Raw genomic sequence first — 22,374 nt, forward strand, 5'->3', positions numbered from 1 at the left:
GTGGGAAGGGGCCGTGTTTCCGGGCGGGCCGTCACAGGACGCCGGCCCGGCCGGCGGCGGTGATCCAGGAAGGGAACTCGGACAGCAGCCGGTCGTAGAGCTCGGTGTCGGGCACGTCGTCGATACGGTCGACCGCGAAGAAGCCGACGTTGTCGACCCGGCGGCCCTGCATGGTGTCCAACCGGGACAGGATTCCGTACTCCGACCGCCCCAGCCCGACGAACTGCCAGAACAGCGGCTCCTCGGCCGCCTCCCGCAGTTCCCGCTCGATCTCGGCGTTGCGGTGGACGCCGCCGTCGGAGAAGAACAGCACCAGGGTGGGAACGGGAACCGGGTTGCGCCGGACGAAGTCACGGACCTCGGCGATCACCTTCTGCTCCTCGTTCTGGATGCCGACTTCGCGCATGTCCACCTGACCGGGCTCCAGGCCCTTCCTCGACCTCCTCCGGAAGAGACTTATCTGCCCGACGCGGACATGGAGCCGCAGCCACTCCGGCAGCTCTCCCAGCGTCAGATCCGGCAGCCGGGCCGGATTCGAGGCGAAGGTCCACGCCTGCATATCGCCGTCATCGTCCAGCTCGGCGGCGACGGCGGCCATGCGCTCCACGACCTCGGCCACGGTGCCCCCGGTGTAGAGGGCCGCCATGGAGCCGGACGCGTCGAGCACCAGGACGACCCGGGCCGACACCCCTTCCGCGCGGTGCTTGCGGAGGCTGACGGCCACCTGTTCCTTGCGCAGCGACAGACGCTTGCGCATATCGACGGGCAACCGCTCCTCTCCCTTCACCAGCCCCCGCCCGGGAACGCCGGGAACGCCGGGAGCGGGAGCCGGAGCGGGCGAACCTGCGGGCGGCGGGGACGCCGGCGCGGGCGGCACGGGTGCGGCAGCAGGGGGAGCGGGCGGCACGGGAGCGGAGGGGGGTGCGGCGGGGGGCTGGGGCTCTTCGTCGACGCTGATGCCGAAGTCGGTGGCGAGTCCGGCGAGACCGGAGGCGTACCCCTGCCCCACCGCGCGGAACTTCCACCGCCCGCCCCGCAGATACAGTTCACCGCCGATGAAAGCGGTCTCGGTCGTCGCCTCCATCGCGAATCGCGCCAGCTCGTTCCGCGTCCCGGCGTCCAGCAGCCGCAGCGTCAGCCCGGACAGCCGGCCGAACGGCCCGCCGTCCGCCGACGCGGCCAGCACCACCCGTTCGACGCCGTGCTCCAGCCGCCCGAGGTCCACTTCGAGGGTGTCGGACACCGTGCCGGACTCCTGCCGCTTCCCCAGGTGGCGCACCGCGCCGCGGGGGTGCTCCGGCTGGTTGTAGAAGACGAAGTCCTCGTCGTCGCGGACCCGTCCGTCGCCGCCGAGCAGGAGCGCCGAGGCGTCCGCGGCCGGTATGCCGGGGTGGTCGGCCCAGGAGAGCACGGCGTGCACCACAGCGGAGTCAATGGGCAGGTTCGCGCCCTTGTCCAGGGAAGTCGTCGTCATGGGCCCCAGTCTGCCCAGCGGTGTGCGGATCCGGCAAAATCCTCCCGGAACCCGCCTGGCCTGCGACGGAAGAGACACCCCGGCCTCCGCCCGGCGGGACGGTGTCGCGAAGGCCGGTCCGGTGCGCCCCCGCCCGCCGGACCGCCCGGCCCACCGCCCCGGTCCGCCGCTTTCCGCCGGGCCCGGTCGCGGCGATCGGGTTCCGTGCTCGCCGAGGAGCGTGCGCGGACCGTGAACCGTCGGGGCTTCAGACGGCCCGACCGTCTGGGCCGGACCTCCCGCAGGGCGTGCGCCATCAGCGGCAGTCCGCCGGGTTCGCCGTCGGCGTCGGCGACGGCGACGATTCGGGCCGTCGGGGCCCGCTCGACGATCACTCGCTGGGCGGCGGCGGGACGCACCACGGCCTGTCTGAGCTGATGCGGCGTCAAGGGGCGGCCCAGCAGAGCCGCGTCTCGCAGTTCCGCGTCCCGCAGATCCGCGTCCCGCAGGGCCTCGGCGAACGGCCCGTACGCGGCGCGGCGTCCGGAGAAGTCGGCGCGTACGGTCAGGGCCGCGCTCAGGCGCCGGGACCGGTCGCGCGCGGTGAGGAGCAGATCCAGGCAGGCCCTGCGTTCGGCCGGACCGGGACGACTACAGGCAGCGTCACGCGGTCGAGTGCGGGATCAACCGGCCCGAGCGCCACCGCTCGGTCGCCACGAGATATGACGAGCTGGCCGTCCGCTATGACGCAACCGTGCTGGTCGCAGCGATAACCGAGCAGCTATGAGACACCATCGGCTGCGACCGTGCGACCGTGCGACCGTGAACGCAGATCTCCCAGACGGCTGGACGATCGAGCGGGCCCGCCGCGCATCGGGCGACGCCGAGGCGGAGCTGGTCTCCCTCGAACGACTCGTCGTCGAGCAGTACGACTCCGCCGACTACGACGTCCTCCAGCCCGACCTCATCTGTCACAGCGCTGTTATATTAGCGCTGTGACAATTTCGGATCCCACAGCGCTCCCCGACCCCTGGCACTCCCTGCACGAGCTTCTGGCAGCCATGGACGCCGAGATCGAGCAGGTCTACGTCGAGCGTGGCATCGAGGGGGTGCGGCCGCGGTTCGCCTATCCGCTGATCCGGCTCGCCCACACCGGACCACTGACCATTCGCGAGCTTGCGAAGTCCCTGGACCGCTCGCACTCAGCGATCAGCCAGACCGTCGCCGCCATGCGCAAGGAGGATCTGGTCACCTCCGAGCCGGGGCCTGACGCCCGCACCCGGCGGATCGACCTGACCGAGCGCGGCCGGTCGCTGGTGCCGTTCCTGGAGGCGGAGTGGCGCGCTACCCACGAGGCGGTCGCCGAGCTGGACGGCGAGGTCCCGTACGCGATGACCACCGTTGTCGAGGAGGTGCGGCGGGCGCTGGAACACCGGTCGATGCGGCAGCGGGTCCTTCACCACCTTGTCGAGCCACCGCGATGAGGGAGCGTGCTCGTGTCCGGTTCCTCGACACCCGCCCGCTGCGCGGCAGTCAGTCGTTTCGCGACCTGTGGATCGGCACCTCGGTCTCTCAACTCGGCGGACAGATAGCCAATGTGGCGGTGCTGGCCCAGGTCTGGGACCTGACCGGCAGCCCAGTGGGCACCGGCGCGATCGGGCTCGCCACCGGCCTGCCGATGGTGCTGTTCGGACTACTTGGCGGCACGTTGGCCGATACCGTTGACCGCCGTGCGCTGGTGCGGGCCACCACAGCGGGCCAATCGCTGGCCGCCGCGGGGCTGTGTGCCCAGGCCCTGGCGGACAACCGCGACGTGTTGCTGCTGCTCGCCCTGGTCGCCATGGGGACGAGCTGCAGTGCTCTCGGAGCTCCTGCCCGGCGGACCTTCCCGGTCCGGCTGTTGCCGGGCGACCAGGTCGCGGCCGGTCTTGCGCTGACCAACGTCTCCTTCCAGGCGGCGATGCTGGCCGGGCCCGCGTTGGCCGGGCTGATCATCGCCCGCTGGGACTTTCCCGCCGCATACGCCGCCCAGGCCGTGGCCATGGTCGTCTCGATGCTCGCGGTGATCCGCCTGCCCGCCATGCGCCCCGAAGGCGCCGACGCGGCAGGCGGCAGGCGCCGGCCGAAGCGTGGCGGCTGGCGGATCGTCCTGCGCCGCCCGACGCTGTGGGGCTCGATGGCCACCGACCTGTCCGCAACGCTGCTCGCCATGCCCATCGCGCTCTTCCCGCTGATCAACGAGATCCGCTTCGGGGGTGACCCGCAGACCCTCGGCCTGTTCCTCTCGGCCGTCGCGGTCGGAGGGATCACCGCCGGTCTGCTCTCCGGTACGGTGACGCGCCGGCGCCGTGGCGGCCTGGTCCAGTTGTCCGCAGCCGGTGTCTGGGGCCTGGCGCTGGCCTGTTTCGGTCTGGCGGGGCCGTTGTGGCTGGCGCTCGCCTGCCTGGCCGTGGCGGGCGCTGCCGACACCGTGTCTGTCGTCACCCGCAGTGCCCTGGTCCAATGGGAGACCCCGGACGCGTACCGGGGTCGGGTCTCCTCGGTAGAACACGTCATCGGTGTCGCGGGCCCCGAACTCGGCAACTTCCGCGGCGGCCTGTTGGCGTCGGCCACTTCCGCCTCCTTCTCCTTGGTCTTCGGCGGGCTGTCCGCCATCCTGGCGATCGCCGCCGTGGCCGCGACCAACGCGCCCCTTCGCGCCTACCGCACGCCGCCTGCTGCCGCGAAGCCGACCGCCCCCGGGGTCCCCGACGCGGCCGCGGCCGCTGGTGAGGTTTCCTGATTCGCGTACAGCCTTGAGCCTCGTGCGAGGGAGGTCGTCGGCGTCCTGCGCCGCTGACGGCCCCTCACCGAGGGTCATTCCTCGTCGGCGGCGTCCGGATCGCGCGGTGGACGCAGGCCGCCAAGCAGGTCGGGGAGGCGGAAGGAGTACCGGTGGGGCATGTGGATGTGATGGCGGACGTACGGGGAGAGGCGGGCCACGTCCTCGTCGCGGACGTCGAACCCCTCCTCGTGTCGAAGAGCACCAGGGCGTTGAGGAACAGTCCGAGTGCGCCGATCCGGTCCTGTCCGAACGAGCCTGCGGCAAAGGAGAGGTGCCGATTCTTCGGGCTCCGTTGCGGAACGCGACTTCAGGAAGGTCGGGCTTGCGCGGCTCGCCGGGCCTGTCGCGGAAGCCCCTTGTGGTGTCAGCCGCCGGCCGGGTTGTGGGCGTACTCCTGAAAGTGCTCACCCGGGTACGGATGAACGTGCTCAGGCCCAGGCGATTCAGCGGAAGGCGTTGGCGTTCTCTGATGCCCACTGCCGGAACGGGAGGGCCGGCGTTCCAGTGATCCGTGAAACCGTGTCGCGCACCATCAGCAGCTCGTCGTTCACGTCGCCGCCCGTGACATCGAGCACCGCGTCCGCGGCTTCGGCCCCGAAGACCGCGGCCATCCGTGCGTGGGCCTGCTGGCGGCTGATCTCGGCGAAGGGAACCTCTCGGCCCAGTGCTGCCGCGATGGCCTCTACCTGCTGTCGGGCGGTCACCTGCTCTGGACCGGTCAAGGCGTACGTGCGTCCGTGGTGGCCGGGCTCGGTCAGTGCCACGCGTGCCACCGACGCGATGTCCGCGGGGTGGATGGTCGGCAGCGCGGTCGCGGCGTACGGCGCGCGGACGGTCTCGTGGCCACGGATGGAAGCGGCCCACATCAGGGTGTTCGAGGCGAACTGCGTCGGTCGCAGAATCGTCCAGGCCATGCCGCTCGCCTTGAGCAGTCGCTCCACCGCCAGCTTCTCGCCGGCGGGGCCGAGGTGCGGGTGGGTCTGGACGGTGATGGACGACACCAGGACTACGTGCTCCACGCCCGCCTGCCGGGCTGCTTCGAGGATGTCGGCGTCTGATCCCAGGCCCGAGACGAGAAACAGCGAGCGCACCCCTTCCAGCGCGGGCTTCAACGACGCCGACTCTGCGAAGTCGCCCTCCACGGTCTCGACCCCTTCGGGGAAGACGGCCCGTGCGGCATCGCGGGTGAGCCCTCTCAATGGCCCGACACCGCGTGCGTGCAGCTCCTTCAGCAGGGCGCTGCCTATGTTTCCGGTGGCTCCGGTCACGAGGATCATGTGCGCGTTTCCCGTCGTCGGATGATCAAGTAGGTGACACGCTAGAACCTCAATCACACTTCAGGTCAAGAGGGCGCCCGGCCCTTCCCGCCGCTGGGCACGTTCATCCGTGCCCGGCTGGGCGTGTTCGCGAGTAGGCCGACACGGGTCGGAGGTGAGGCGGCCTGCGCTGGTTCGGAAGTCGGGCATCCCGAGGGTGCACGGTGGTGTGCCGGGCGGACACGTCGCGCATCGCGGGTGAGCACCGTGGATGTGGGACGGCTCCACAGGTTCACCCTGGCCTTCGGCTCGTCGGTGCCGGTCTGCCTACCGGTTTCCTTGTTCCCCCGCCCGCGTCCCTCAACCCGGCCGGGTTCGATTGCCTCACCTCCGAACTCGCGAAAATCTATGTTGGCGAGAGTAGACATTGGGTGGTGGCGTGGTTATGGTTTCTCTCGTAGCCAGAAAGACAGCAGGGCCTGGCAGAGACGAACTGCCGGTCAGCGGTACACGCAGTCGCAGTACGCAGGACGGTGCGGTGGTGGAGTTCCGGAGCCAGAGCAGACGCAGGACGGTGACGGGACTGACGGCCGGACCGGGTGGCCCGCGGTGATCAGGGGCCGCCGAGCAGGACCGCGGTCGACGCGGTGGCAGTATCCGCGGGTGAACTACGCGGTGACCAGCAGCGAAGTGGATGAGCGGTACTCCGGTGAAGGCGTCGGCTGCGGGCGCGCGCACCGGGAGGTCCGGCAGTGGGGTTCCAAGCCAGAGCAGACGCAGGACGGGCGAGCGGGGCTGGCTGCCGGAGTGTGACGCTTGATCAGGTCACCAGCGGTACGCAGTGGCAGGAAGACGTTCATCGAGGGAAAGAACGGAGGGGCCGAGCGCCATCAGGATCGCCCGGGCGGAACAGAAGCCCGGGTACCGCAGGACATCGACAGTGAGGTGGTCTCCGGTCAAGCAACCGCGATCCCCGCATCGCCGGCCTTCTCCCGGGCAGGCGTGCGGAAACAGAAGGCCGGCGCTGTACCCAGGCCGGCGGATGGTGTAGCAGTTCCTTCGGGGCCCGGGTGCCATATGGCACCCGGGCCCCTCCACGCGTGACACACAGAAGGCGCGGATGACAGCAGAAGACTCGAACGGCCGTCTCGACGACGACGACTACCCCGCCTACACCATGGGCCGGGCCGCCGAAATACTCGGCACCGCCCAGGGCTTCCTCCGCGCCATCGGCGAAGCCCGCCTCATCACCCCCCTCCGCTCCAAAGGCGGACACCGCCGCTACTCCCGCTACCAGCTGCGCATCGCCGCCCGCGCCCGGGAACTCGTCGACCAGGGCACCCCCGTCGAAGCCGCCTGCCGCATCGTCATCCTCGAAGACCAGCTCGAGGAAGCCCAGCGCGTCAACGCCGAGCATCAGCGCACCGCCGCGCAGGCGAACCCGAAGGCCACGGCCTCAGGAGGCTGAGACCCGAGACTCCCCAGTGGTCGCCTCGGTCGCGGTCAAGGGGCGCCGCCCTGCCGGGTGAGCCGGGCAGCGGTGCGGGCCGCCGAGGCCGGGGGCGCTGGAACGGGCAGATCCTCGGCACCGCCTACGGGGTGTCCGATGTCGCCGTGTTCCCGACGGCGGCCGGTATGACCGGCGCCGAGGACCTCGACCTCACCGACCCGGCGACGGCGGAGTGGCGGGGCATCGGGACGGGCACCTGGGCCGGATCCCCGCCGTAGGCATGACCACTGCCGGGCTGGGGGTGGGCTGTGGCGGTGAAATGCGGCGTGTCCAGGGGAGGGGACGGGCGTTGCCGCCGTCCCTGTCGGGGAGGCCGGCTTCCGGTCCACCGCTGCGGACTCAGTCCGCGCCGCGGTCGATGACGCGATGCGCCGGCTGTCCACCGACCCGTACGGGCAGGGATCCATCCCCGTACCGCACAGCCAGGGCAAGGACCGCGGGATGCTCACCCTGCCGAAAGCGATCGTCATCTACCGGATCCACGCCGACGTGCTGGTCAGCACCGCCGTCGACATCGTCCGCTGAACATCGAAGCGGACGCGCGAGGGCAGGGCCGGGCCGGGGGACGGAGCCCTCGGCGCGCCGCGCCGCCCTCGTGTCCGACCTCTGCACGCTGCCGCGCGAAACGCTCCCGGACCCTGCGGCCTGGGCGTCGACGGCCCGCGTGGAGACGGCCCGGATCATCGCCGCCGCCGGCCGGACGGCGGGGAAACAGGCGGTCCGCACAGTCCGCGTGCTCGCCCCGGCACGGTCGGAAGCTGTCACTGACGAGCGGGGCCCCTCGCGCTGAAGGGAGTCGGGGCGGCCGGTGCCCAGGGCCGCCGCGTAACGTAAGACCGCGTCGGCCGGCTGTCATCGCGCGCTCGCCGCGCACCATGAGCACAGAGGCCGTGACGACGACATGGACCTGCGCATCCGCGCTGCCGAAGGAGGTCAGTCCTTCGCTTCGCGGACGTCCTTTCCCCGCTCGGCGAACTCCTTGAAGTCCTGCATGTGCTGTCGCGACTGCTTGCGGAAGGTGCCGGGCATCAGAAGCCCTACCAGCCGCATCAGCAAGCCGCTGAAGCGGTACTCGTTCTCGCTCTCCCAGAGCGTCGTCTCCGGGCCGGCTTCGGTCAGCCGGTCGCGCACGGCGCTCCACATGCCCTCGCCGACGATCTCGCGTTCGAAGTGAACGACGCTCCCTTTCGGGATCCCGTGCAGGTCTGCCGGTTCCCGGCGCGTGATTGTCTCGGTGCCCTCGAACTTCTGCTGCCCCATCTGCAGGACGACCCGTGACTCGGTACCCACCTGCCCGTGCACTCCGCTCAGCGGCTCGTGCAGCACCAGCCCCCGCAGCCACTTCGGCAGGTGTGCCGGGTCGGCAAGCAGTTGGGCGACCCTTTCCCGCGGCAAGAGAATCTTGATCGAGACGGTGTACTTCATGGCGGAGCCCTCCAGGTTCCTCAGTGAGCGGGCGACTCCGCCACAGTGTCGGTGATCTCCTTCTCCCGGTCGCGCAGGAGCGCGGTGGATGGGATCAGGCTCGCTGAGACGGGCCGGCAGTACGCCTGCTGGAGGGTGCGGCCACCGACCTCGTCGTAGCTGGTCACGATGTCGGCGGTGCGGTCTGCGACGCGTGGCCACTGGAGTCTGGGCGGTCAACGATCCGGCGCCTCCCACACTCGCGCGAACTCATCGTCATCGGCGCCAACGAGGGCCCGGCCGCCGCCCGCGGGCCCAGCCCGCTGACGCCCCGGCGCCGCCACCGACGAGGCCGTCCGGGCCGACCGCGACCTCCTGCCCGACCCGGGCCGCTCCATCGCCTCGATCGCCAAGCTCCTCGGAGAGCTTCGTCCACGAGGGTGCGAGGGCCGGCCATCGTAGGATCGGGTACCGATATCGGTTTCGTCACTGCCGGAGGTGTCTGGGTGCGGGAGTTCCAGCGGGGTGCGGTGCGGCTGCACATCCTGCATCACGCGGCCGGGGCGGAGATCCACGGTGCGTGGATGTCCGAGGAACTGGCGCGTCACGGCTACCGGATCAGTCCCGGCACCCTGTATCCGACGCTGCATCGGCTGGAGGCTGATGGGCTGCTGGTCTCCGAGCAGCAGGTGGTCGACGGCCGTACCCGGCGGGTCTACCGGGCGACCGTGGCTGGAAAGCAGGCCCTGGCGGAGGACCGCAGGGCGCTCAAGGAACTGGCCCGCGAGGTCCTGGGCGACGACATGCCCTGATCAGTCGCGTACCGTCGCGCGTGGCGAGCGGGGTCCCGGCGCGGGCGGTGGACCGGTCCACCGCCGCCTCACATGGGCTCGACGAGAGCGGCCCGCCACTCGGGGCGCGGATCGGCTCCGGGACTCGTCCAGTACTCCCGGCCGCGTACGATCCGCCCCTGCCGGACGGTCCGGAACGAGGCCGCGCGGAACACGCCGAGATCGCCGTGCGGCACCTCGACCTCGGAGACCACCTCGTCGCCGTCGGCCACGATCCGCAGCACCCTGATCGACCAGCCCTCGGGATATTCGCTGGTCACCGCGACGAAGTTCTGGCCGCCAACGATGCGTTCCCCGCTGACCGGCCGCTCGACCACGGCCTCATCAGCGAACAGGTCGGCGACACCTGACCAGTCCCGTGCCTGGATCCGGTCCCACCATGCCTCGACCACACTCGAAGACTCCCCGCGGGCACCCTGGCAGGGGCCACTGACACCGCCGTCCCTGGGGCCTCGGGACAGCACGGCACGCCGACCCCGGGAAGCCGTGCCCTCACCGCCGATCGTGGATCCCCGGGTCGTCCGTCGCGGAGCGCGCGGTGTGGATGCGGCGCAGGCCGTGGACGGCGGCCCCCAGCGCGATCACGACGGCGCCGGAGACGGCTGAGGACAGGGGCAGGGCGAAGGCCAGGGCGAGGCATCCGGCAAGTCCGGCGGCGGGGATCAGGCGGTGCGGGCGACCCTCGCCAGGGGTGAGGGTCCAGGCGGAGGCGTTGGCGACGGCGTAGTAGACGAGGACCCCGAAGGAGGAGAACCCGATCGCCCCGCGCAGGTCCCCGGTCGCGGCGGCCACCGCCACCACGGCGCCGACGAGGAGTTCGGCGCGGTGGGGCACCTTGAACTTCGGGTGCACGGCGGCGAGTACGTGCGGCAGGCGCCGGTCGCGGGCCATGGCCAGCGTGGTGCGGGAGACACCGAGAATGAGGGCGAGCAGGGAGCCGAGCGCGGCTACCGCCGCGCCGGCGCGGACGACGGGGACGAGCCAGTCGGCGCCCGCCGCTCGTGCGGCGTCCGACAGCGGCGCCGCCGCTGCCGCGAGCCCGTCCGGCCCCAACACCATCAGGACGGAGACGGAGACGAGGGCGTAGACGACCAGGGTGATGCCCAGCGCCATCGGGATCGCCCGGGGGATTGTGCGGGCGGGCTCGCGGACCTCCTCGCCGAGGGTGGCGATGCGCGCGTACCCGGCGAAGGCGAAGAACAGCAGGCCCGCCGCCTGGAGCACCCCACCGGCAGTGGCGTCGGAGCCGATGTCCAGCCGTGCCGTGTCCGCCCTGCCAGAGGCGAGGGAGGCGACCGCCACGGCGGCGAGCACGGCCAGGACCACCGCGACGATCGCGCGGGTCAGCAGCGCCGACTTCCGCACCCCCGCGTAGTTCACGCACGTCAGCGCCACAACCGCCGCGACCGCGACCGCGTGGGCCTGACCGGGCCACACGTACGCGCCCACCGTGAGGGCCATCGCCGCGCAGGAAGCGGTCTTGCCGACCACGAACGCCCACCCGGCGAGATGGCCCCAGAAGTCGCCGAGCCGCTCGCGGCCGTAGACGTAGGCGCCGCCCGAGGCCGGGTACCGGGCGGCGAGCCGGGCGGAGGAGGTGGCGTTGCAGTACGCGACCAGGGCGGCCAGGGCCAGGCTGATCAACAGCCCGGAGCCGGCCGCCCGCGCGGCAGGCGCCAGCGCCGCGAAGATCCCCGCGCCGATCATCGCCCCCAGGCCGATCACCACGGCGTCGGACACCCCCAGCCGCCGCCGCAACTCGTCCGGCAACCCGGCGGTCGTCGATGACTTGCCCATGGACTCACTCCTCTGCGGCCGGGACCGCATCCTTTTACGGAATCCGATATCGGCTGACGATATACGAGCTCTTCACGTCACGGTCGCCACGCCTCAGGAGGATGACGACCCGGCCGGATTACGCAAGTCCGTTATTCGACCGCCGGGTTGACCGCCGCGAAGGCGTACGGTCGCGGGCGGCGGCGGGACTTCATGGCTGGGGCGGATCGGTGGAGAAGCGGTCGGGGCGGGCGGCGCGGGCGTACGTGACGGCCGTCCGCGGGGATCGCGTCAGCTCCGGTCGTCCGTCGGGTCGGTGAGCCGGTCGACGATTTCGGCGCCGGTCATCACGACCGCTGCGTCTCGTGGGCGTCGCCGTCGTGCTGGATGACAGGGATGCGGCCCGGGTGCCTGCTCTGCTTCGGGACGAGGCCGGCGCTCGGAGCGGCCGGCTCCCCGGGCGGTCGTCCGGTGCTGTCCATGAGCGGGTTCAAGAACACCGGGCGTGCGGGGCGGAAAGGGTTCCGCTCACGGTCGTGAAGTCCCGGTCTCCGCCCGTGGAAGCGACGGTACGACGACGATGTTCCGGCCGGCGCCGAAGCTTCCCGGACCTACGGTTCGGTCATGAGCGCACACGCCTACCATGTCCGTCTGCACTGGGACGGCTCCACGGCCGCCGGGGTCCGCGGCTACTCGCGCGACCACACCGCCGTCGCCCCGCCCGCCACCACGCCGATCGGTCTGAGCGCCGACCCCGCCTTCCGCGGCGACCCCGGCCGGCTCAACCCCGAACAGCTCGTGGTCATGGCCGCCTCGTCCTGCCAGATGCTGTCCTTCCTCGGCGCCGCCGCGCGCGCCGGAGTGGATGTCCTCGCCTACGACGACGAGGCCGCCAGCCGCCTCGATCCGACCGCCAGGCCCACCCGCCTGGCCGCGATCCGCCTGCGGGTGACCGTCAAGGTCGCCCCCGGAACCGACGAGACCACGGTCCAGGAGCTCGCCGTTCAGGCCCACCGCGAGTGCTACGTCGCCAACAGCCTCTCGGTCCCCGTCGAGGTCACCACCACCGTAGCGACCTCATGAGCGCCCGCCCGAACGATGTCGAGACCCACCCGCCGAACCGGCCCGGACCACTGGCCGGCCTGAGCTGTCACCAGGCCATCGGCCAGGTCGCCGCCGGGGATGCCCTCGCGGCCCTGGGAAGCGGCACCGCGCCGACCGGCTTGGCGGCGGACCGTCCGACATCGCGGGGCAGGGCAAACGACTGGCGGCGACAGTCCGCCGGTGGAGCAGATCGCGGTGTCGGCGTACGAAGTGCTCCCGCCCCGCCCGGCGGGGACGCGACCCTCTCCGGGGACTTCACTTCTGGGCTGATTCGAGCAGCTCACGGACGTTCATGCGCTCATTGTCGACGACATGAATCCTTGGGCCGCGCTTGCCTGGTCCCCGCGGGCCATGCTCTCGATATGGTGCAAATTGCCTGATCGCACAGGGGGTACGGGTGTTATCGTCCCTCGCATGCCTGAACTGATCGCTCCCACGGGACGGTTGCATTCCTCGTGGCTCACGGCGCGTGACGAGTGGCAGCCTGACGCTCACCAGGACGGGGCCGGCCTGCGTCTGGTCGGTGACGATGACCTCGACCGCCCAGAAGGGTTCGCCTCATGGGCTGAGAGACTGCGGCGGCAATCGGACCGGTCGCTGCCTGTCGGCGAAGGGCGCGTCCACGCCACCCACTGGTGGATCGTAGACGGTGAGACGTACCTCGGGGCCATCGACCTTCGGCACTACCTGAACGCCGTTCTGTTGGAAGGCGGCGGACACATCGGCTACAGCGTTCGGCCATCTGCCAGGAGACGCGGACTGGCCTCGTGGGCGCTGGGAGCGGTTCTGCTCAAGGCGCCGGCGCTCGGTCTGGACCGGGTCCTCCTCACCTGTGACGACGGCAACGTCGGCTCGACGCGCACCATCGAACGTAACGGCGGCGTCCTCGAAGATGTGCGCAGCACCGAAACCGGCGTCAAGCGCCGCTACTGGATCACTCTCGACGATGCCGGTCGGAGCCATTCGTTGATGGCCGCGACGAGGGCGGTCGTCTCGTAGCGGCCATCGCTGCCCCAGTCGGCCGGAGTACGGCTTGCGTCGCGCTGCATTCCGGCGTCGGCGAGTGCCCGGGTCGGCGGGCGACTGGTACGACTCGATCCCGCTGCCCCGGACGACATCGACTTCGACAAGGAAGCCGTTCACGTCCGGCGGCAGGTCAAGAAGGTCCGGGCGAAGCTGTGCTTCGCGCTGCCCGAGGGGCGCAAGGTCCGGGACGTGCCGCCGCCGTCAAGCGTGGCCCGGGACATCCGGCAGCGTGCGTGGAGCAGTTCGCGCCCGTGCCGGTCACGTTGCCCTGGGACGACCCGGCCCCCGCGGAGACGCTGGCGGAAGCCAAACACCGGCGGCCGAGAACCTAGAGCCTCCTGGCGACGGGACGCGAGCGGAAGGCCGTAGCCGCGGCCGGCCGGCAGAGCCCGTGAAGCGTGGCCCGTATCCCGCCGAGGGCCCAAAGCGCCAAAGCCAAAGCCCCAGATGAGCCCCACAGACGCCGCCGCACCCCCCGCCCGACCTGCGATATGCCAGGTCAGGCGGGGCCTGGCGGCGCTCGTGCGTCACATGTCGCGCATACGGTCGATCTCGGTCGTCTGGCCCGCGATCACATCGCCCGCCATCTCCTCCACCCGGACGTTGTTCCCGTCCGCCAGCACCTGGGTGGCCATGGTGATCGCCCCCTCGTGATGAGTGATCATCAGGGTCAGGAAGAGTTCGTCGAACTCCTTGCCCCGCGACTCGCGCAGCTTCTTCAGCTGCGCCTCGGTCGCCATCCCGGGCATCGACCCCGCGTCGTGCCCCTCGTGCCCCTCATGGCCCTCGTGGCCGCCGTCGCCCTTCCCGTCCTTCGCCGCGTCGCCGCCATGGCTCTTCAGCCATCCCTCCATCGCGCCGATCTCGGGCTTCTGGGAGGCCGAGATGCGCTCCGCCAGCGCCTTGACCTTCTTCGACTCACCGCGGTCCGGGGCCAGCGCGGTCATGGTCAGGGCCTGTCGGTGGTGCTCGATCATCATGCGCGCGTAGGCGAGGTCGGCGTCGTTGGGCGAATCGTCCGGAAGGGCCTTGCGAGCGTCCTCGGCGGAGAGCGTCTTCGCCGGCTCCCCGGGCCTGCCCGGGGCCACCACGGACGGCCCGGCGCTCTTGTCGGCCCGGGGCCCGGCGCCGGAGTCCGACTCACAGGCGGCCAGGGCGAGTACGGCGGCGGTGACCGCCAGCGCGACGACGGGTCCCCGCATGCCTGGGGTCCTGCGGCGGTTCAACATGGAGACCTCCTGTGCCACTTGGGATGTTTGACGGCTGTTTGAGTCCGTCCTAGCACGATTGCAAGGTCCGTTGATCAAAAACTTTCATTACGTCTGTGTTGCCATCTGTTGAGATGTGCATGCTAGGGAAGATACTGCCGGGGTCGGTGAACCGTTCAACCAGGAACGGAACCAAGGGAGGACGCAGTGAGCTTGTTGCACACCAACCGCGTGCGGCGGAGACGACTGGGCGTGGCGACCGCCGCGGCCGGCCTCCTGGCCACGCTGCTGACGGCCGGGCCCGCGCTGGCCACCCCTGACCCGGGGGACGCCTCGACCCAGAAGGGGAAGGTCTCCTCGGGCGAGCGCGCCGAGGACCGGTCCGCCATCACCAGCGGCGAGATACCCGGCGTCGACGAGATCGTCCGCAGCGACAACGTCGAGCACCTCGTCAACGTGCCCAAGGGCAGCCTCAAGGGCACCAACACGGACATCTCCTTCCAGGGGAAGTACGCCTACGCGGGCAACTACGACGGCTTCACGATCTACGACATCAGCAACCCGAAGTCGCCGAAGACCGTCTCCGAGGTGCTCTGCCCCGGCGGTCAGAACGATGTCTCGGTCAACGGGGATCTGCTCTTCCTCTCCACCGACTCCTCGCGCAGCGACGACTCCTGCAACAGCACCTCGCAGTCCGCCACGATCAAGGAATCGTGGGAGGGCATCAAGGTCTTCGACATCAGCGACAAGCGGAACCCCAAGTACGTCGCCGCCGTCGAGACCGCCTGCGGCTCGCACACCAACACCATCGTGCCCGAGCGCCGCAATGTGTACGTGTACGTCTCCTCGTACTCGCCGCACGCGTCGCTCCCCGACTGCCAGCCGCCGCACGACGGCATCTCCATCATCAAGGTGCCGCGCAAGGCCCCCGAGAAGGCCCGGGTCATCGACTTCCCGGTGCTCTTCCCGGGTGAGGGCCCGGACGGCGGCGGCAACCCCGGCGGACCCACCAACCCGGGCGTCAGCAAGACCACCGGCTGCCACGACATCACCGTGCTGCCCTCGAAGGACCTGGCGGCCGGAGCCTGCATGGGCGACGGCATCCTGTTCTCCATCAAGAACCCGGAGCGCCCGAAGATCATCGACCGGGTCCAGGACAATGTGAACTTCGCGTTCTGGCACTCGGCCACCTTCAACCAGCGGGCCGACAAGGTCGTCTTCACGGACGAGCTGGGCGGCGGCGGCTCGGCCACCTGCAACGCCGAGATCGGCCCCAACCGCGGCGCGAACGGCATCTACGACATCGTCGGCAAGGGCGACCACCGCAAGCTGGTCTTCCGCAGCTACTACAAGATCGACCGCCACCAGGCCGAGGCCGAGGTGTGCGTCGCGCACAACGGCTCGCTCATCCCGGTGAAGGGCCGTGACCTCATGGTCCAGGCCTGGTACCAGGGCGGCATCTCCGTCTGGGAGTTCACCGACTCCGCCAAGCCCAAGGAGATCGGCTACTTCGAGCGCGGCCCCGTCACCCTCGACCGGGTCACCACCGCGGGCCCCTGGTCCGCGTACTACTACAACGGCCATGTCTACTCCAACGACATCGCCAAGGGCCTCGACGTCCTGAAGATCAACGACAAGCGTACGGATCCGGCGAAGCGGGTCCGGCTGGACGAGCTGAACGCCCAGACGCAGCCCGACTACTTCGACGACGACCACGACCACGACGACTGATCCTCACGGACCGTCGGTCCCGTGCTCGTAGCGCGTTCCGCCGGGCGGCTCCCCGCCCGGCGGAACGCCCAGCTCCCAGTCCAGCCCGTACCGCTGGAAGAGTTCGGCCCGCAGCCGCCGGGGATCCATCGGCACGCCCGGCAGCACGATCGCGAAGACGGCGCCCATCAACAGCGCCCGCAGCAGCGGATAGTCGTCGTCCCCCCGGCCGCGGGCGTACCGCTCGACCGCGCTCCGCAGCAGGACCGCCAGCCGCTGCTGCTCGGGGCACTGGACGAATCCCTCCGCCTGGAGCACCCCCGACATATGCGTCCGCATCAGCACCGGATGGTCCACGGCGAGCCCCAGCACGGCGTCTATCGCCCGCGCCAGCAGCTCGCGCCCGTCCTCGCTGCGCGGCTCGCGGCAGAGCGCCGCCTCCAGGGTGCGGTGCATCAGTCGGTGCACCGCCGACTGCAACAGCTGGCGCTTTCCCGGGAAGTAGTACGAGACCAGCCCGCGCGCCGAACCCGCCCGGTCGGCGATGTCGGCCAGCGTGGTCGCCTCGTAACCCCGCTCGCCGACCAGCTCCACCGTCGCTTCCAGAAGCCGCTCGCGCGAACGCCTGCGCATTTCTTCATTGACCGATGGGCTCCGCGGGGACATGCTTGACTCCTGCGTTGACTGGCTCTGAGCCAATATACTCAGCGCGGCACGCCGGAAGAGCCTCGGTTCCAGGTCGGCGTGGGTTGTTCCGGACCGGGCGACGCGGGGGATCGCCCGGTCCGGAAGACCTGCTTCCGCAGTCGCGCACACGCTGCGCACGGCCGCGGACGCGACGACGAGGGCGGCGCGGACCCCGGGTCCGCGCCGCCCTCGTCGTCGTGGGCCCGCCGGGCCCGTGATCCTCGGGGTCTCAGCGCCCGCGCGACAGGACCGCCGTTCGGTGCGCGGCGACGGACAGGGCCACCAGTGCGGCCCCCATCAGCCAGCCGGCCAGCACATCGGTGGGCCAGTGCACCCCGAGATAGAGCCGGGTGACGCCCACCCCGACCACGGAGACGGCGGCCGCGGCGCCGCACCACCGCAGAGCGCGCCGCCCCGCGCCCCGGTGCACGGCGATCCACACCAGCAGACCGCAGACGACGGTGGCGGTCATCGCGTGGCCGGACGGAAAGGCCGCGTAGTGCGCCGAGTCGACCGGGTCGGACCACTGCGGGCGCTCCCGCCCCACCGCCCACTTCAGGGTCTGCTGTACGGCGGAGCCGAGCGCGGTCGTGGCCGCGATCCACACCGCGAACAGCCGGTCGCGCCGCCACCACAGCCACAGGACGGCCGCGGCGATCAGCGCCCGCATCGTCCAGGGGTCCCACACCCAGTCGGTGAGGATGCGGTTGACCTGGACGATTCCCGGTTCGCCGACGGCGGAGCGGTGCAGGGTCCGCACCACCGACCGGTCGAAGGACATCAGCGGCGACCAGGAGAGGGCGACCAGGGTCAGCAGAACGGCCGAGAGGGCCGCCAGCACCGCGCCGATCCGGGCGGGTCCGCCGGTGCGGCGGAGCGTGGGGGAGACGGGGGGAGCCGGTCGCGGGGAGCGCATGGAGGGGATCATTCCTGTCGGGTGGGGATAGAGCCATTCCGCCGGACCCGGACCGTCGCTTTCCGGCCCAGGGTCGTGGCCACACCTTCCCCGACAAAGCGGACGTAGTCGCTCCGGTGTGCGGCGGCGATCAGGTGAGGGCGCGCAGCGCGGGGACGAACGCGACCAGCAGGGGGACCACCGGCACCAGCGCGGCGGCGGCGGTCAGCCGCAGCCGGCGGCCCGGGGTGAGCCGGGGCGTCGCCGACAGCAGCCGGTGCACCCGCCGGGGCAGCTGGGCCTCCGCGTGTCCGCAGGGGCCGAAGACCCCACGGTCCTCGTTCAGCCCGACCAGCGCCAGCGCGGTCGTGAGCCGTCCGAACCGCTTGGAGGCCATGTCGTCGGCGGCCAGCTCCACCAGCCGGTGCATCTCGTCGCGGAACGCGGCGAACACCGGGATCTGCGGAAAGCCGTTGGCCAGGGCGGCGGAGCAGTGCAGCAGCCAGTCGTGCCGGGCTCGCGCGTGCCCCTGCTCATGGGCGAGCACGGCGTCGAGCTGCCGTCCCTTCAGCCGGTGCAGCGCGGCCGTGGTGATCACCAGCCGGGGGGCCGCGCCGGGCAGCCACCAGGCGTCGGGGCGGTCGCCCTCCAGCACCACGAGACGCTCGCTGCCCTGCTCCTCGCCGGGCAACAGCGGGGCGCGGACCAGCAGTTCCGTACGCCGCCTCCGGCGCCGGGCCCGCGCGCCCCCGATCTCCCGGGTCAGCATCGCCGCGGTCCACAGCCCGCCGGACGCCAGGACGACCGCCAGCACGGCGGCCCACGGCTCGTCCGTGCCGAGGGCGTAGGCCTCCACCACCGCGCGCGGCGCGGGCGCGAAGACCTGGCCGCGCACCAGCTGCCAGGCGGCGGCCGCGCTGAAGGTCATGGACAGCGCGAACGACAGCAGCACGGCCGCCACCACGCACTGCCACACCCACAGCGCCACGATCGGCTCACGCTCGGACCAGTCGGCACGCGACACAAGACGCGGGGCCAGCACGGCGGCCAGTGCGCCGAGCGACAGCAGCACGAGGGAGACCAACATGCCGTCACCCTATTTCGGCGGGACTACCTGCGGGTACGGACCTGCACGGCAAGTGACGCAGGACACGTTTCCACGGGGTGCGCGGGCGACGGCGCGCGGGCCCGCCCGGGCCGCCCGGCGGCGGGCCCGGGAGACGCGGAGGGGCCGGGCCGGAGGGCGTCCGGGGGAGGTCGCGCGACGGCGTCCGGGCGGGTGGGGACCGGCCCCGGTGGACGGCCCCGAGGGGCGGGTACGGGTCCGGCGCCGCGGCGGGCGGGCGTGCCCGGGCGCACGGCTTCGGGGCGGTCGCGCAACGGCGTCCGGGAGTGGCCGGCGGCCGTCGCCGTCCCGTCCCGGGCGGGTGGGCCCCGGTCCCGACCCCGGCCCTCCCCGGCCCGGTCCCGGTGGACGGTGCCTTGATGGGCGACGGTACGGGTCCGGCGCCGCGGCGGGCGGGCTCGCGTCCCCCGGCGGACGGGCCGCGAGGGGCGGGAGCGGAACCCGCCCCCGGACTGGTCCCGGACTGGTCCCGGGCCGTCGGCCGGTCGTCTTCGTCGCCCCGGCCCGCCGCCCCGCCGGGACCCGGACTCGCGGCCAAGGGCCCCGAGGGAAGGCGACGCCGCGCCCCGGTAGGGGAGTTCAGAGCGCCAGCAGCATCGTCAGCATCGCGAGCCCCATGGCAGGCCGGCAGGCCCGCGCCGGCCCGGAGTCCTCCTCGGGGGCGGGTCCCGGTCCCGAGGCCGGGGCGGGGACCAGGCCCGCGCCCGCGCGCAGCACATGGACCGTGTAGTACGCGAGGAGCGCGGCGGTCACCAGCGGGAGCCCGCCGCCCGGGTGCCCGCCGTGACCCGCGCCGGTCGTCATGGCCGCCGCCATGTGGACCATCGCGAGCGAGCCGACCAGATGGTGCAGCCGGTGCCGGCCGCCGTGCCGCGCCGACCACAGGGCGCCCAGCGCGGCCGCGCCGAAGACCGCCGTGTACAGCGGCCAGATCCATCCCGGGAGGTCCAGGCCGACCGAGGGCGCGGCCATCGCCGCCATCCCCAGCGCCATCAGGGCCTCGCCGCCCGCGGCCGAGCGGGCCGCGCCCGAGCTGCCCCGCATCCGGGCCAGACAGTAACCGCCGATCGGTCCGCAGAGCGCGACGAGCAGCCATCCGGACACCGCGGGTCCGTGCACGGGGCCCTCCCCAGGGTCGGCGCCGACGGGCCGACGGGTCGATGCCCGCCCCGGGCGGGGCACACACCGGCGCACAGGGGTGCGCGCGTGGCGCGGAGCGCGCGGCGGGGGCACAGTGCGATCCCGCCGCGCCGGGTCAGGGCCGGTACCGCAGCGGGTGCTCGGCCGGCACCTCCACCACCGCGATCCGATGGCCGTCCGGGTCCGCGATCCACATCTCGATCAGCCCCCAGGGCTCCCGTACCGGCGGCCGCAGCACCTCGACGCCCAGGGCCGCCAGCTCCGTGTGGACCGAGGCCACGTCCTCGACCTGGAGCCACAGCGCGACCCCGTCCGCCGCCGGGGCCGCCGCGCGGCCCGACAGCTCCAGGAACCCGCCGCCCAGGAAGTACACGACGCCCCGGTCGGGCCCGGCGCCGAACTCACGGTGGACCGGGAGGGCGAGGGTCCCGCCGTAGAAGGCCCGGGAACGCTCCGGATCGACGGGACGCACGATGATCCGGCTGCTCAGCACATGCACCATGCGCCCAGCGTAGGGCCCGCCCGGTGGACCGGGCCGGACCCGCGGACCGTACCCTCTTGGGGTGTCCGCACCGGGCCGGACCGGCCGGACCAGACCTCGCAGGAGAGCCGCGCATGGACATCGCACCGCCCCGGAACTCGGGTGAACTCACCTTCCGCGACGCCGTGGAGGCCGATGTGCCCGCGCTGCTCGGGCTCATCCAGTCGGCCTACCGGGGGGAGAGCAGCCGGCGCGGCTGGACCACCGAGGCGGATCTCATCGGCGGCGGCCGGATCGGGGCGTCCGGGGTGCTGGAGATCATCGACAGCCCGGTCGGCCGGCTGCTCGCCGTGGAGCGCGACGGCCGGATCGCCGCCTGCTGCCAGCTCGAACACCGGGGCGAGGCGGCCTACTTCGGACTGTTCGCCGTCGATCCCGCGCTCCAGGCCGGCGGTCTGGGCCGTAGGGTCCTCGCCGAGGCGGAGCGCACCGCCCGCGAGAGCTGGGGCGTGCGCACGATGCAGATGACGGTGATCACGCTGCGGGCCGAGCTGATCGCCTGGTACGAGCGCCGGGGGTATCGCCGTACGGGGGAGCTGAGCCCCTTCCCGTACGGCGAGGAGACCGCGGGCCTCCCGTACCGGGACGATCTGGTCTTCGAACTGCTGGTCAAGGAGTTCGACCGGCCCGGGGAGGACCCGGGGGCCGGGGCCCTGTCCTCCTGACCCGGCCGGGCCCGATCCGATCCGATCCGGAGGAAGGGTCCCGCCCGGGCCGCGGGAAGGCCCGGGCGGGACCCGAAAGAACGCCCCTAGGCGGTGAACCGGCCGGTGCGCCTGATCTCGGGGAAGTCGGTGGTCGCGCCGTCGAGTTCGAGGGCGCGCGCCAGCCGCAGCTGCTCCTGGGTGTTCACCACCCAGCCGATCACCTCGATGCCCTCCGTGTGCGCCTGCTCGACGGTCTCCAGGGTCAGTCTGCGGATGTTCAGGGCGAGCGTGTCGGCGCGCACGGCGCGGGCGCGGGCCACGATGTCCGCGCCCCAGCGGCTGGCGATCAGCACCGTCCGCACCCCGGGCACCAGCGCGGAGATCTCCGCGACGGCCTCGTCGTGGAAGGACGAGACGGTGACCCGGGGGACGAGATCGCGGCGCAGCATCACCTCGGCGAGCGCGCGGGCGGCGGCCACGTCCTTGATCTCGGCCTGGAGCGGGCTGCGCACCGCGTCGAGCGCCTCCTCGAAGAGCGGCACCCGCTCGCCGCCGCCCGCGTCCAGCTCGCGCAGCTCGGCGAGGGTCTTCTCGGCGATGGGCCCGGTCCCGTCGGTCGTCCGGTCCACTTCCGCGTCGTGCATGACGACGAGCGCGCCGTCCTTGCTGAGGTGCAGATCCAGCTCGATGGCGTCCATACCGCAGCGCTCGGCCCGGACGAAGGAGCGCAGGGTGTTCTCCGGCTCGACGCCCATGACCCCGCGATGACCGATGGTGAGGAAAGTCAAGATTTTCTCGCTTCCGTCGACGGCGGCATCCGGTCGGCGCGGTCCCGGGCGCCGTCCGGCAAGGACGCAGCCTAATGGCCCGGCCCGGCGGGGCAAGCGTGCGCGCGCGCCGGTCTCCGGGCGGCGGGAGCGCCGGTACGGCGCGGTCCGCCGCCGCCCGGCGGTGAGCCGCGCGCCGGCTTCCGGTCACCCGTGCGTGGGCGTGTCCTCCGCCCTGCTTGACCACGGCCCGCGCCGCCGCCCCGGCCGGGTGAGGGATCGAGTCGCCCGGCCGACCCAGGCATGATCGAACTCCGCGCGGGTACCCTCCCCGACCGAAAAGTTTCCGGTGATCATGGGGGTGCCGCAGGATAATTTCTTTGGGGCTACTTGTCCGGAAGAAGCCCTCATGGATACGGTGTCTTGACGCGAGGTTCTCCCGTGGAGGA

The 22,374-nt window shown here is 71.9% G+C and carries 25 protein-coding genes and 1 pseudogene; 11 read left to right on the forward strand and 15 right to left on the reverse strand.

What is annotated here, in order from left to right; all coding sequences use genetic code 11:
• Nucleotides 1-31 precede the first annotated feature (31 nt).
• Nucleotides 32-1,474: a VWA domain-containing protein gene (locus tag ACF089_RS28340; protein WP_392032348.1), complete on the reverse strand. Its 1,443-nt coding sequence runs from the start codon at nucleotides 1,472-1,474 to the stop codon at nucleotides 32-34.
• Nucleotides 1,471-2,073, reverse strand: a complete 603-nt coding sequence (locus ACF089_RS28345) for a hypothetical protein (RefSeq protein WP_392032448.1) — start codon at nucleotides 2,071-2,073, stop codon at nucleotides 1,471-1,473. Before ACF089_RS28345 ends, ACF089_RS28340 begins: the two co-directional genes overlap by 4 nt.
• Nucleotides 2,074-2,275: 202 nt before the next feature.
• Between ACF089_RS28345 and ACF089_RS28350 the strand changes: the two genes are divergently transcribed.
• Genes ACF089_RS28350 through ACF089_RS28360 form a run of 3 tightly spaced genes read left to right on the forward strand, consistent with a single transcriptional unit; the run spans nucleotide 2,276 to nucleotide 4,235 of the window.
• Complete coding sequence (locus ACF089_RS28350) at nucleotides 2,276-2,452, forward strand: hypothetical protein (protein WP_392032351.1); 177 nt, start codon at nucleotides 2,276-2,278, stop codon at nucleotides 2,450-2,452.
• The gene (locus ACF089_RS28355; protein ID WP_392032354.1) at nucleotides 2,449-2,937 is read left to right on the forward strand and encodes a MarR family winged helix-turn-helix transcriptional regulator; all 489 of its coding nucleotides are present in this window, start codon (nucleotides 2,449-2,451) and stop codon (nucleotides 2,935-2,937) included. Before ACF089_RS28350 ends, ACF089_RS28355 begins: the two co-directional genes overlap by 4 nt.
• Complete coding sequence (locus ACF089_RS28360; protein ID WP_392032357.1) at nucleotides 2,934-4,235, forward strand: MFS transporter; 1,302 nt, start codon at nucleotides 2,934-2,936, stop codon at nucleotides 4,233-4,235. The genes ACF089_RS28355 and ACF089_RS28360 overlap by 4 nt, the downstream gene beginning before the upstream one ends.
• 74 nt (nucleotides 4,236-4,309) lie before the next feature.
• On the opposite strand, the pseudogene ACF089_RS28365 reads toward ACF089_RS28360, so the two are convergent.
• Together ACF089_RS28365 and ACF089_RS28370 are read right to left on the reverse strand one after the other, a co-directional pair.
• Nucleotides 4,310-4,521 (reverse strand): annotated as a pseudogene (locus ACF089_RS28365) (hypothetical protein); the annotation flags it as partial.
• 199 nt (nucleotides 4,522-4,720) lie between these two features.
• Nucleotides 4,721-5,554 (reverse strand): SDR family oxidoreductase, encoded by an 834-nt coding sequence (locus tag ACF089_RS28370; protein ID WP_392032360.1) that lies wholly within the window; start codon nucleotides 5,552-5,554, stop codon nucleotides 4,721-4,723.
• Nucleotides 5,555-6,653: 1,099 nt separating this feature from the next.
• Here ACF089_RS28370 and ACF089_RS28375 point away from each other — a divergent pair.
• From ACF089_RS28375 to ACF089_RS28385, 3 genes are all read left to right on the forward strand, one after another.
• Complete coding sequence (locus ACF089_RS28375; RefSeq protein WP_392032363.1) at nucleotides 6,654-7,001, forward strand: MerR family transcriptional regulator; 348 nt, start codon at nucleotides 6,654-6,656, stop codon at nucleotides 6,999-7,001.
• Between the two features lie 131 nt (nucleotides 7,002-7,132).
• Nucleotides 7,133-7,261 (forward strand): hypothetical protein, encoded by a 129-nt coding sequence (locus tag ACF089_RS28380; RefSeq protein WP_392032366.1) that lies wholly within the window; start codon nucleotides 7,133-7,135, stop codon nucleotides 7,259-7,261.
• 148 nt (nucleotides 7,262-7,409) lie between these two features.
• Nucleotides 7,410-7,568: a hypothetical protein gene (locus ACF089_RS28385; protein ID WP_392032369.1), complete on the forward strand. Its 159-nt coding sequence runs from the start codon at nucleotides 7,410-7,412 to the stop codon at nucleotides 7,566-7,568.
• Nucleotides 7,569-7,976: 408 nt separating this feature from the next.
• Here ACF089_RS28385 and ACF089_RS28390 read toward each other — a convergent pair whose 3' ends face one another.
• Together ACF089_RS28390 and ACF089_RS28395 are read right to left on the reverse strand one after the other, a co-directional pair.
• Nucleotides 7,977-8,468, reverse strand: coding sequence for an SRPBCC family protein (locus ACF089_RS28390; protein ID WP_392032372.1), 492 nt, complete (start codon nucleotides 8,466-8,468; stop codon nucleotides 7,977-7,979).
• 20 nt (nucleotides 8,469-8,488) lie between these two features.
• On the reverse strand, nucleotides 8,489-8,635 hold the full coding sequence (locus ACF089_RS28395) for a hypothetical protein (RefSeq protein ID WP_392032375.1): 147 nt from the start codon (nucleotides 8,633-8,635) through the stop codon (nucleotides 8,489-8,491).
• Between the two features lie 318 nt (nucleotides 8,636-8,953).
• On the opposite strand from ACF089_RS28395, the gene ACF089_RS28400 reads away from it, so the two are divergent.
• The gene (locus tag ACF089_RS28400; RefSeq protein WP_392032378.1) at nucleotides 8,954-9,259 is read left to right on the forward strand and encodes a PadR family transcriptional regulator; all 306 of its coding nucleotides are present in this window, start codon (nucleotides 8,954-8,956) and stop codon (nucleotides 9,257-9,259) included.
• 68 nt (nucleotides 9,260-9,327) lie between these two features.
• Here ACF089_RS28400 and ACF089_RS28405 read toward each other — a convergent pair whose 3' ends face one another.
• Both ACF089_RS28405 and ACF089_RS28410 read right to left on the reverse strand, forming a co-directional pair.
• The gene (locus ACF089_RS28405) at nucleotides 9,328-9,690 is read right to left on the reverse strand and encodes a nuclear transport factor 2 family protein (protein ID WP_392032381.1); all 363 of its coding nucleotides are present in this window, start codon (nucleotides 9,688-9,690) and stop codon (nucleotides 9,328-9,330) included.
• A gap of 100 nt (nucleotides 9,691-9,790) precedes the next feature.
• Nucleotides 9,791-11,095: an APC family permease gene (locus ACF089_RS28410; protein ID WP_392032384.1), complete on the reverse strand. Its 1,305-nt coding sequence runs from the start codon at nucleotides 11,093-11,095 to the stop codon at nucleotides 9,791-9,793.
• A 603-nt stretch (nucleotides 11,096-11,698) separates the two neighbouring features.
• Here ACF089_RS28410 and ACF089_RS28415 point away from each other — a divergent pair.
• Both ACF089_RS28415 and ACF089_RS28420 read left to right on the forward strand, forming a co-directional pair.
• On the forward strand, nucleotides 11,699-12,157 hold the full coding sequence (locus tag ACF089_RS28415; protein WP_392032387.1) for an OsmC family protein: 459 nt from the start codon (nucleotides 11,699-11,701) through the stop codon (nucleotides 12,155-12,157).
• A gap of 435 nt (nucleotides 12,158-12,592) precedes the next feature.
• Nucleotides 12,593-13,177 (forward strand): GNAT family N-acetyltransferase, encoded by a 585-nt coding sequence (locus ACF089_RS28420; protein ID WP_392032390.1) that lies wholly within the window; start codon nucleotides 12,593-12,595, stop codon nucleotides 13,175-13,177.
• Nucleotides 13,178-13,731: 554 nt separating this feature from the next.
• Here ACF089_RS28420 and ACF089_RS28425 read toward each other — a convergent pair.
• Nucleotides 13,732-14,433 carry a DUF305 domain-containing protein gene (locus ACF089_RS28425; RefSeq protein ID WP_392032393.1) on the reverse strand — a complete coding sequence of 234 codons (702 nt, stop codon included), beginning with the start codon at nucleotides 14,431-14,433 and terminating at the stop codon, nucleotides 13,732-13,734.
• A 186-nt stretch (nucleotides 14,434-14,619) separates the two neighbouring features.
• Here ACF089_RS28425 and ACF089_RS28430 point away from each other — a divergent pair, with 186 nt between their 5' ends.
• Nucleotides 14,620-16,143 carry an LVIVD repeat-containing protein gene (locus tag ACF089_RS28430; RefSeq protein ID WP_392032396.1) on the forward strand — a complete coding sequence of 508 codons (1,524 nt, stop codon included), beginning with the start codon at nucleotides 14,620-14,622 and terminating at the stop codon, nucleotides 16,141-16,143.
• A 3-nt stretch (nucleotides 16,144-16,146) separates the two neighbouring features.
• Here the strand turns inward: ACF089_RS28430 and ACF089_RS28435 are convergent, their stop codons facing one another.
• The 5 genes from ACF089_RS28435 to ACF089_RS28455 all read right to left on the reverse strand — a co-directional run bounded on the left by ACF089_RS28435 (nucleotide 16,147) and on the right by ACF089_RS28455 (nucleotide 20,472).
• A complete protein-coding gene (locus ACF089_RS28435; RefSeq protein WP_392032399.1) occupies nucleotides 16,147-16,788 on the reverse strand; it encodes a TetR/AcrR family transcriptional regulator in 642 nt (213 codons plus the stop codon).
• Between the two features lie 250 nt (nucleotides 16,789-17,038).
• Complete coding sequence (locus ACF089_RS28440) at nucleotides 17,039-17,725, reverse strand: phosphatase PAP2 family protein (protein ID WP_392032402.1); 687 nt, start codon at nucleotides 17,723-17,725, stop codon at nucleotides 17,039-17,041.
• Nucleotides 17,726-17,855: 130 nt separating this feature from the next.
• Nucleotides 17,856-18,791, reverse strand: a complete 936-nt coding sequence (locus ACF089_RS28445; RefSeq protein ID WP_392032405.1) for a M56 family metallopeptidase — start codon at nucleotides 18,789-18,791, stop codon at nucleotides 17,856-17,858.
• Nucleotides 18,792-19,409: 618 nt separating this feature from the next.
• Complete coding sequence (locus ACF089_RS28450; protein WP_392032407.1) at nucleotides 19,410-19,949, reverse strand: DUF5134 domain-containing protein; 540 nt, start codon at nucleotides 19,947-19,949, stop codon at nucleotides 19,410-19,412.
• A 136-nt stretch (nucleotides 19,950-20,085) separates the two neighbouring features.
• Nucleotides 20,086-20,472, reverse strand: a complete 387-nt coding sequence (locus ACF089_RS28455) for a VOC family protein (RefSeq protein WP_392032410.1) — start codon at nucleotides 20,470-20,472, stop codon at nucleotides 20,086-20,088.
• Nucleotides 20,473-20,585: 113 nt separating this feature from the next.
• On the opposite strand from ACF089_RS28455, the gene ACF089_RS28460 reads away from it, so the two are divergent.
• Nucleotides 20,586-21,176, forward strand: a complete 591-nt coding sequence (locus ACF089_RS28460; protein WP_392032413.1) for a GNAT family N-acetyltransferase — start codon at nucleotides 20,586-20,588, stop codon at nucleotides 21,174-21,176.
• A gap of 86 nt (nucleotides 21,177-21,262) precedes the next feature.
• Here the strand turns inward: ACF089_RS28460 and ACF089_RS28465 are convergent, their stop codons facing one another.
• Nucleotides 21,263-21,946 (reverse strand): glycerophosphodiester phosphodiesterase, encoded by a 684-nt coding sequence (locus ACF089_RS28465; protein ID WP_392032416.1) that lies wholly within the window; start codon nucleotides 21,944-21,946, stop codon nucleotides 21,263-21,265.
• Between the last annotated feature and the right edge of the window lie 428 nt (nucleotides 21,947-22,374).

The sequence above is a fragment of the Streptomyces sp. NPDC014894 genome, assembly GCF_043080985.1.
In the GTDB taxonomy this organism is placed as follows: Bacteria; Actinomycetota; Actinomycetes; order Streptomycetales; family Streptomycetaceae; genus Streptomyces.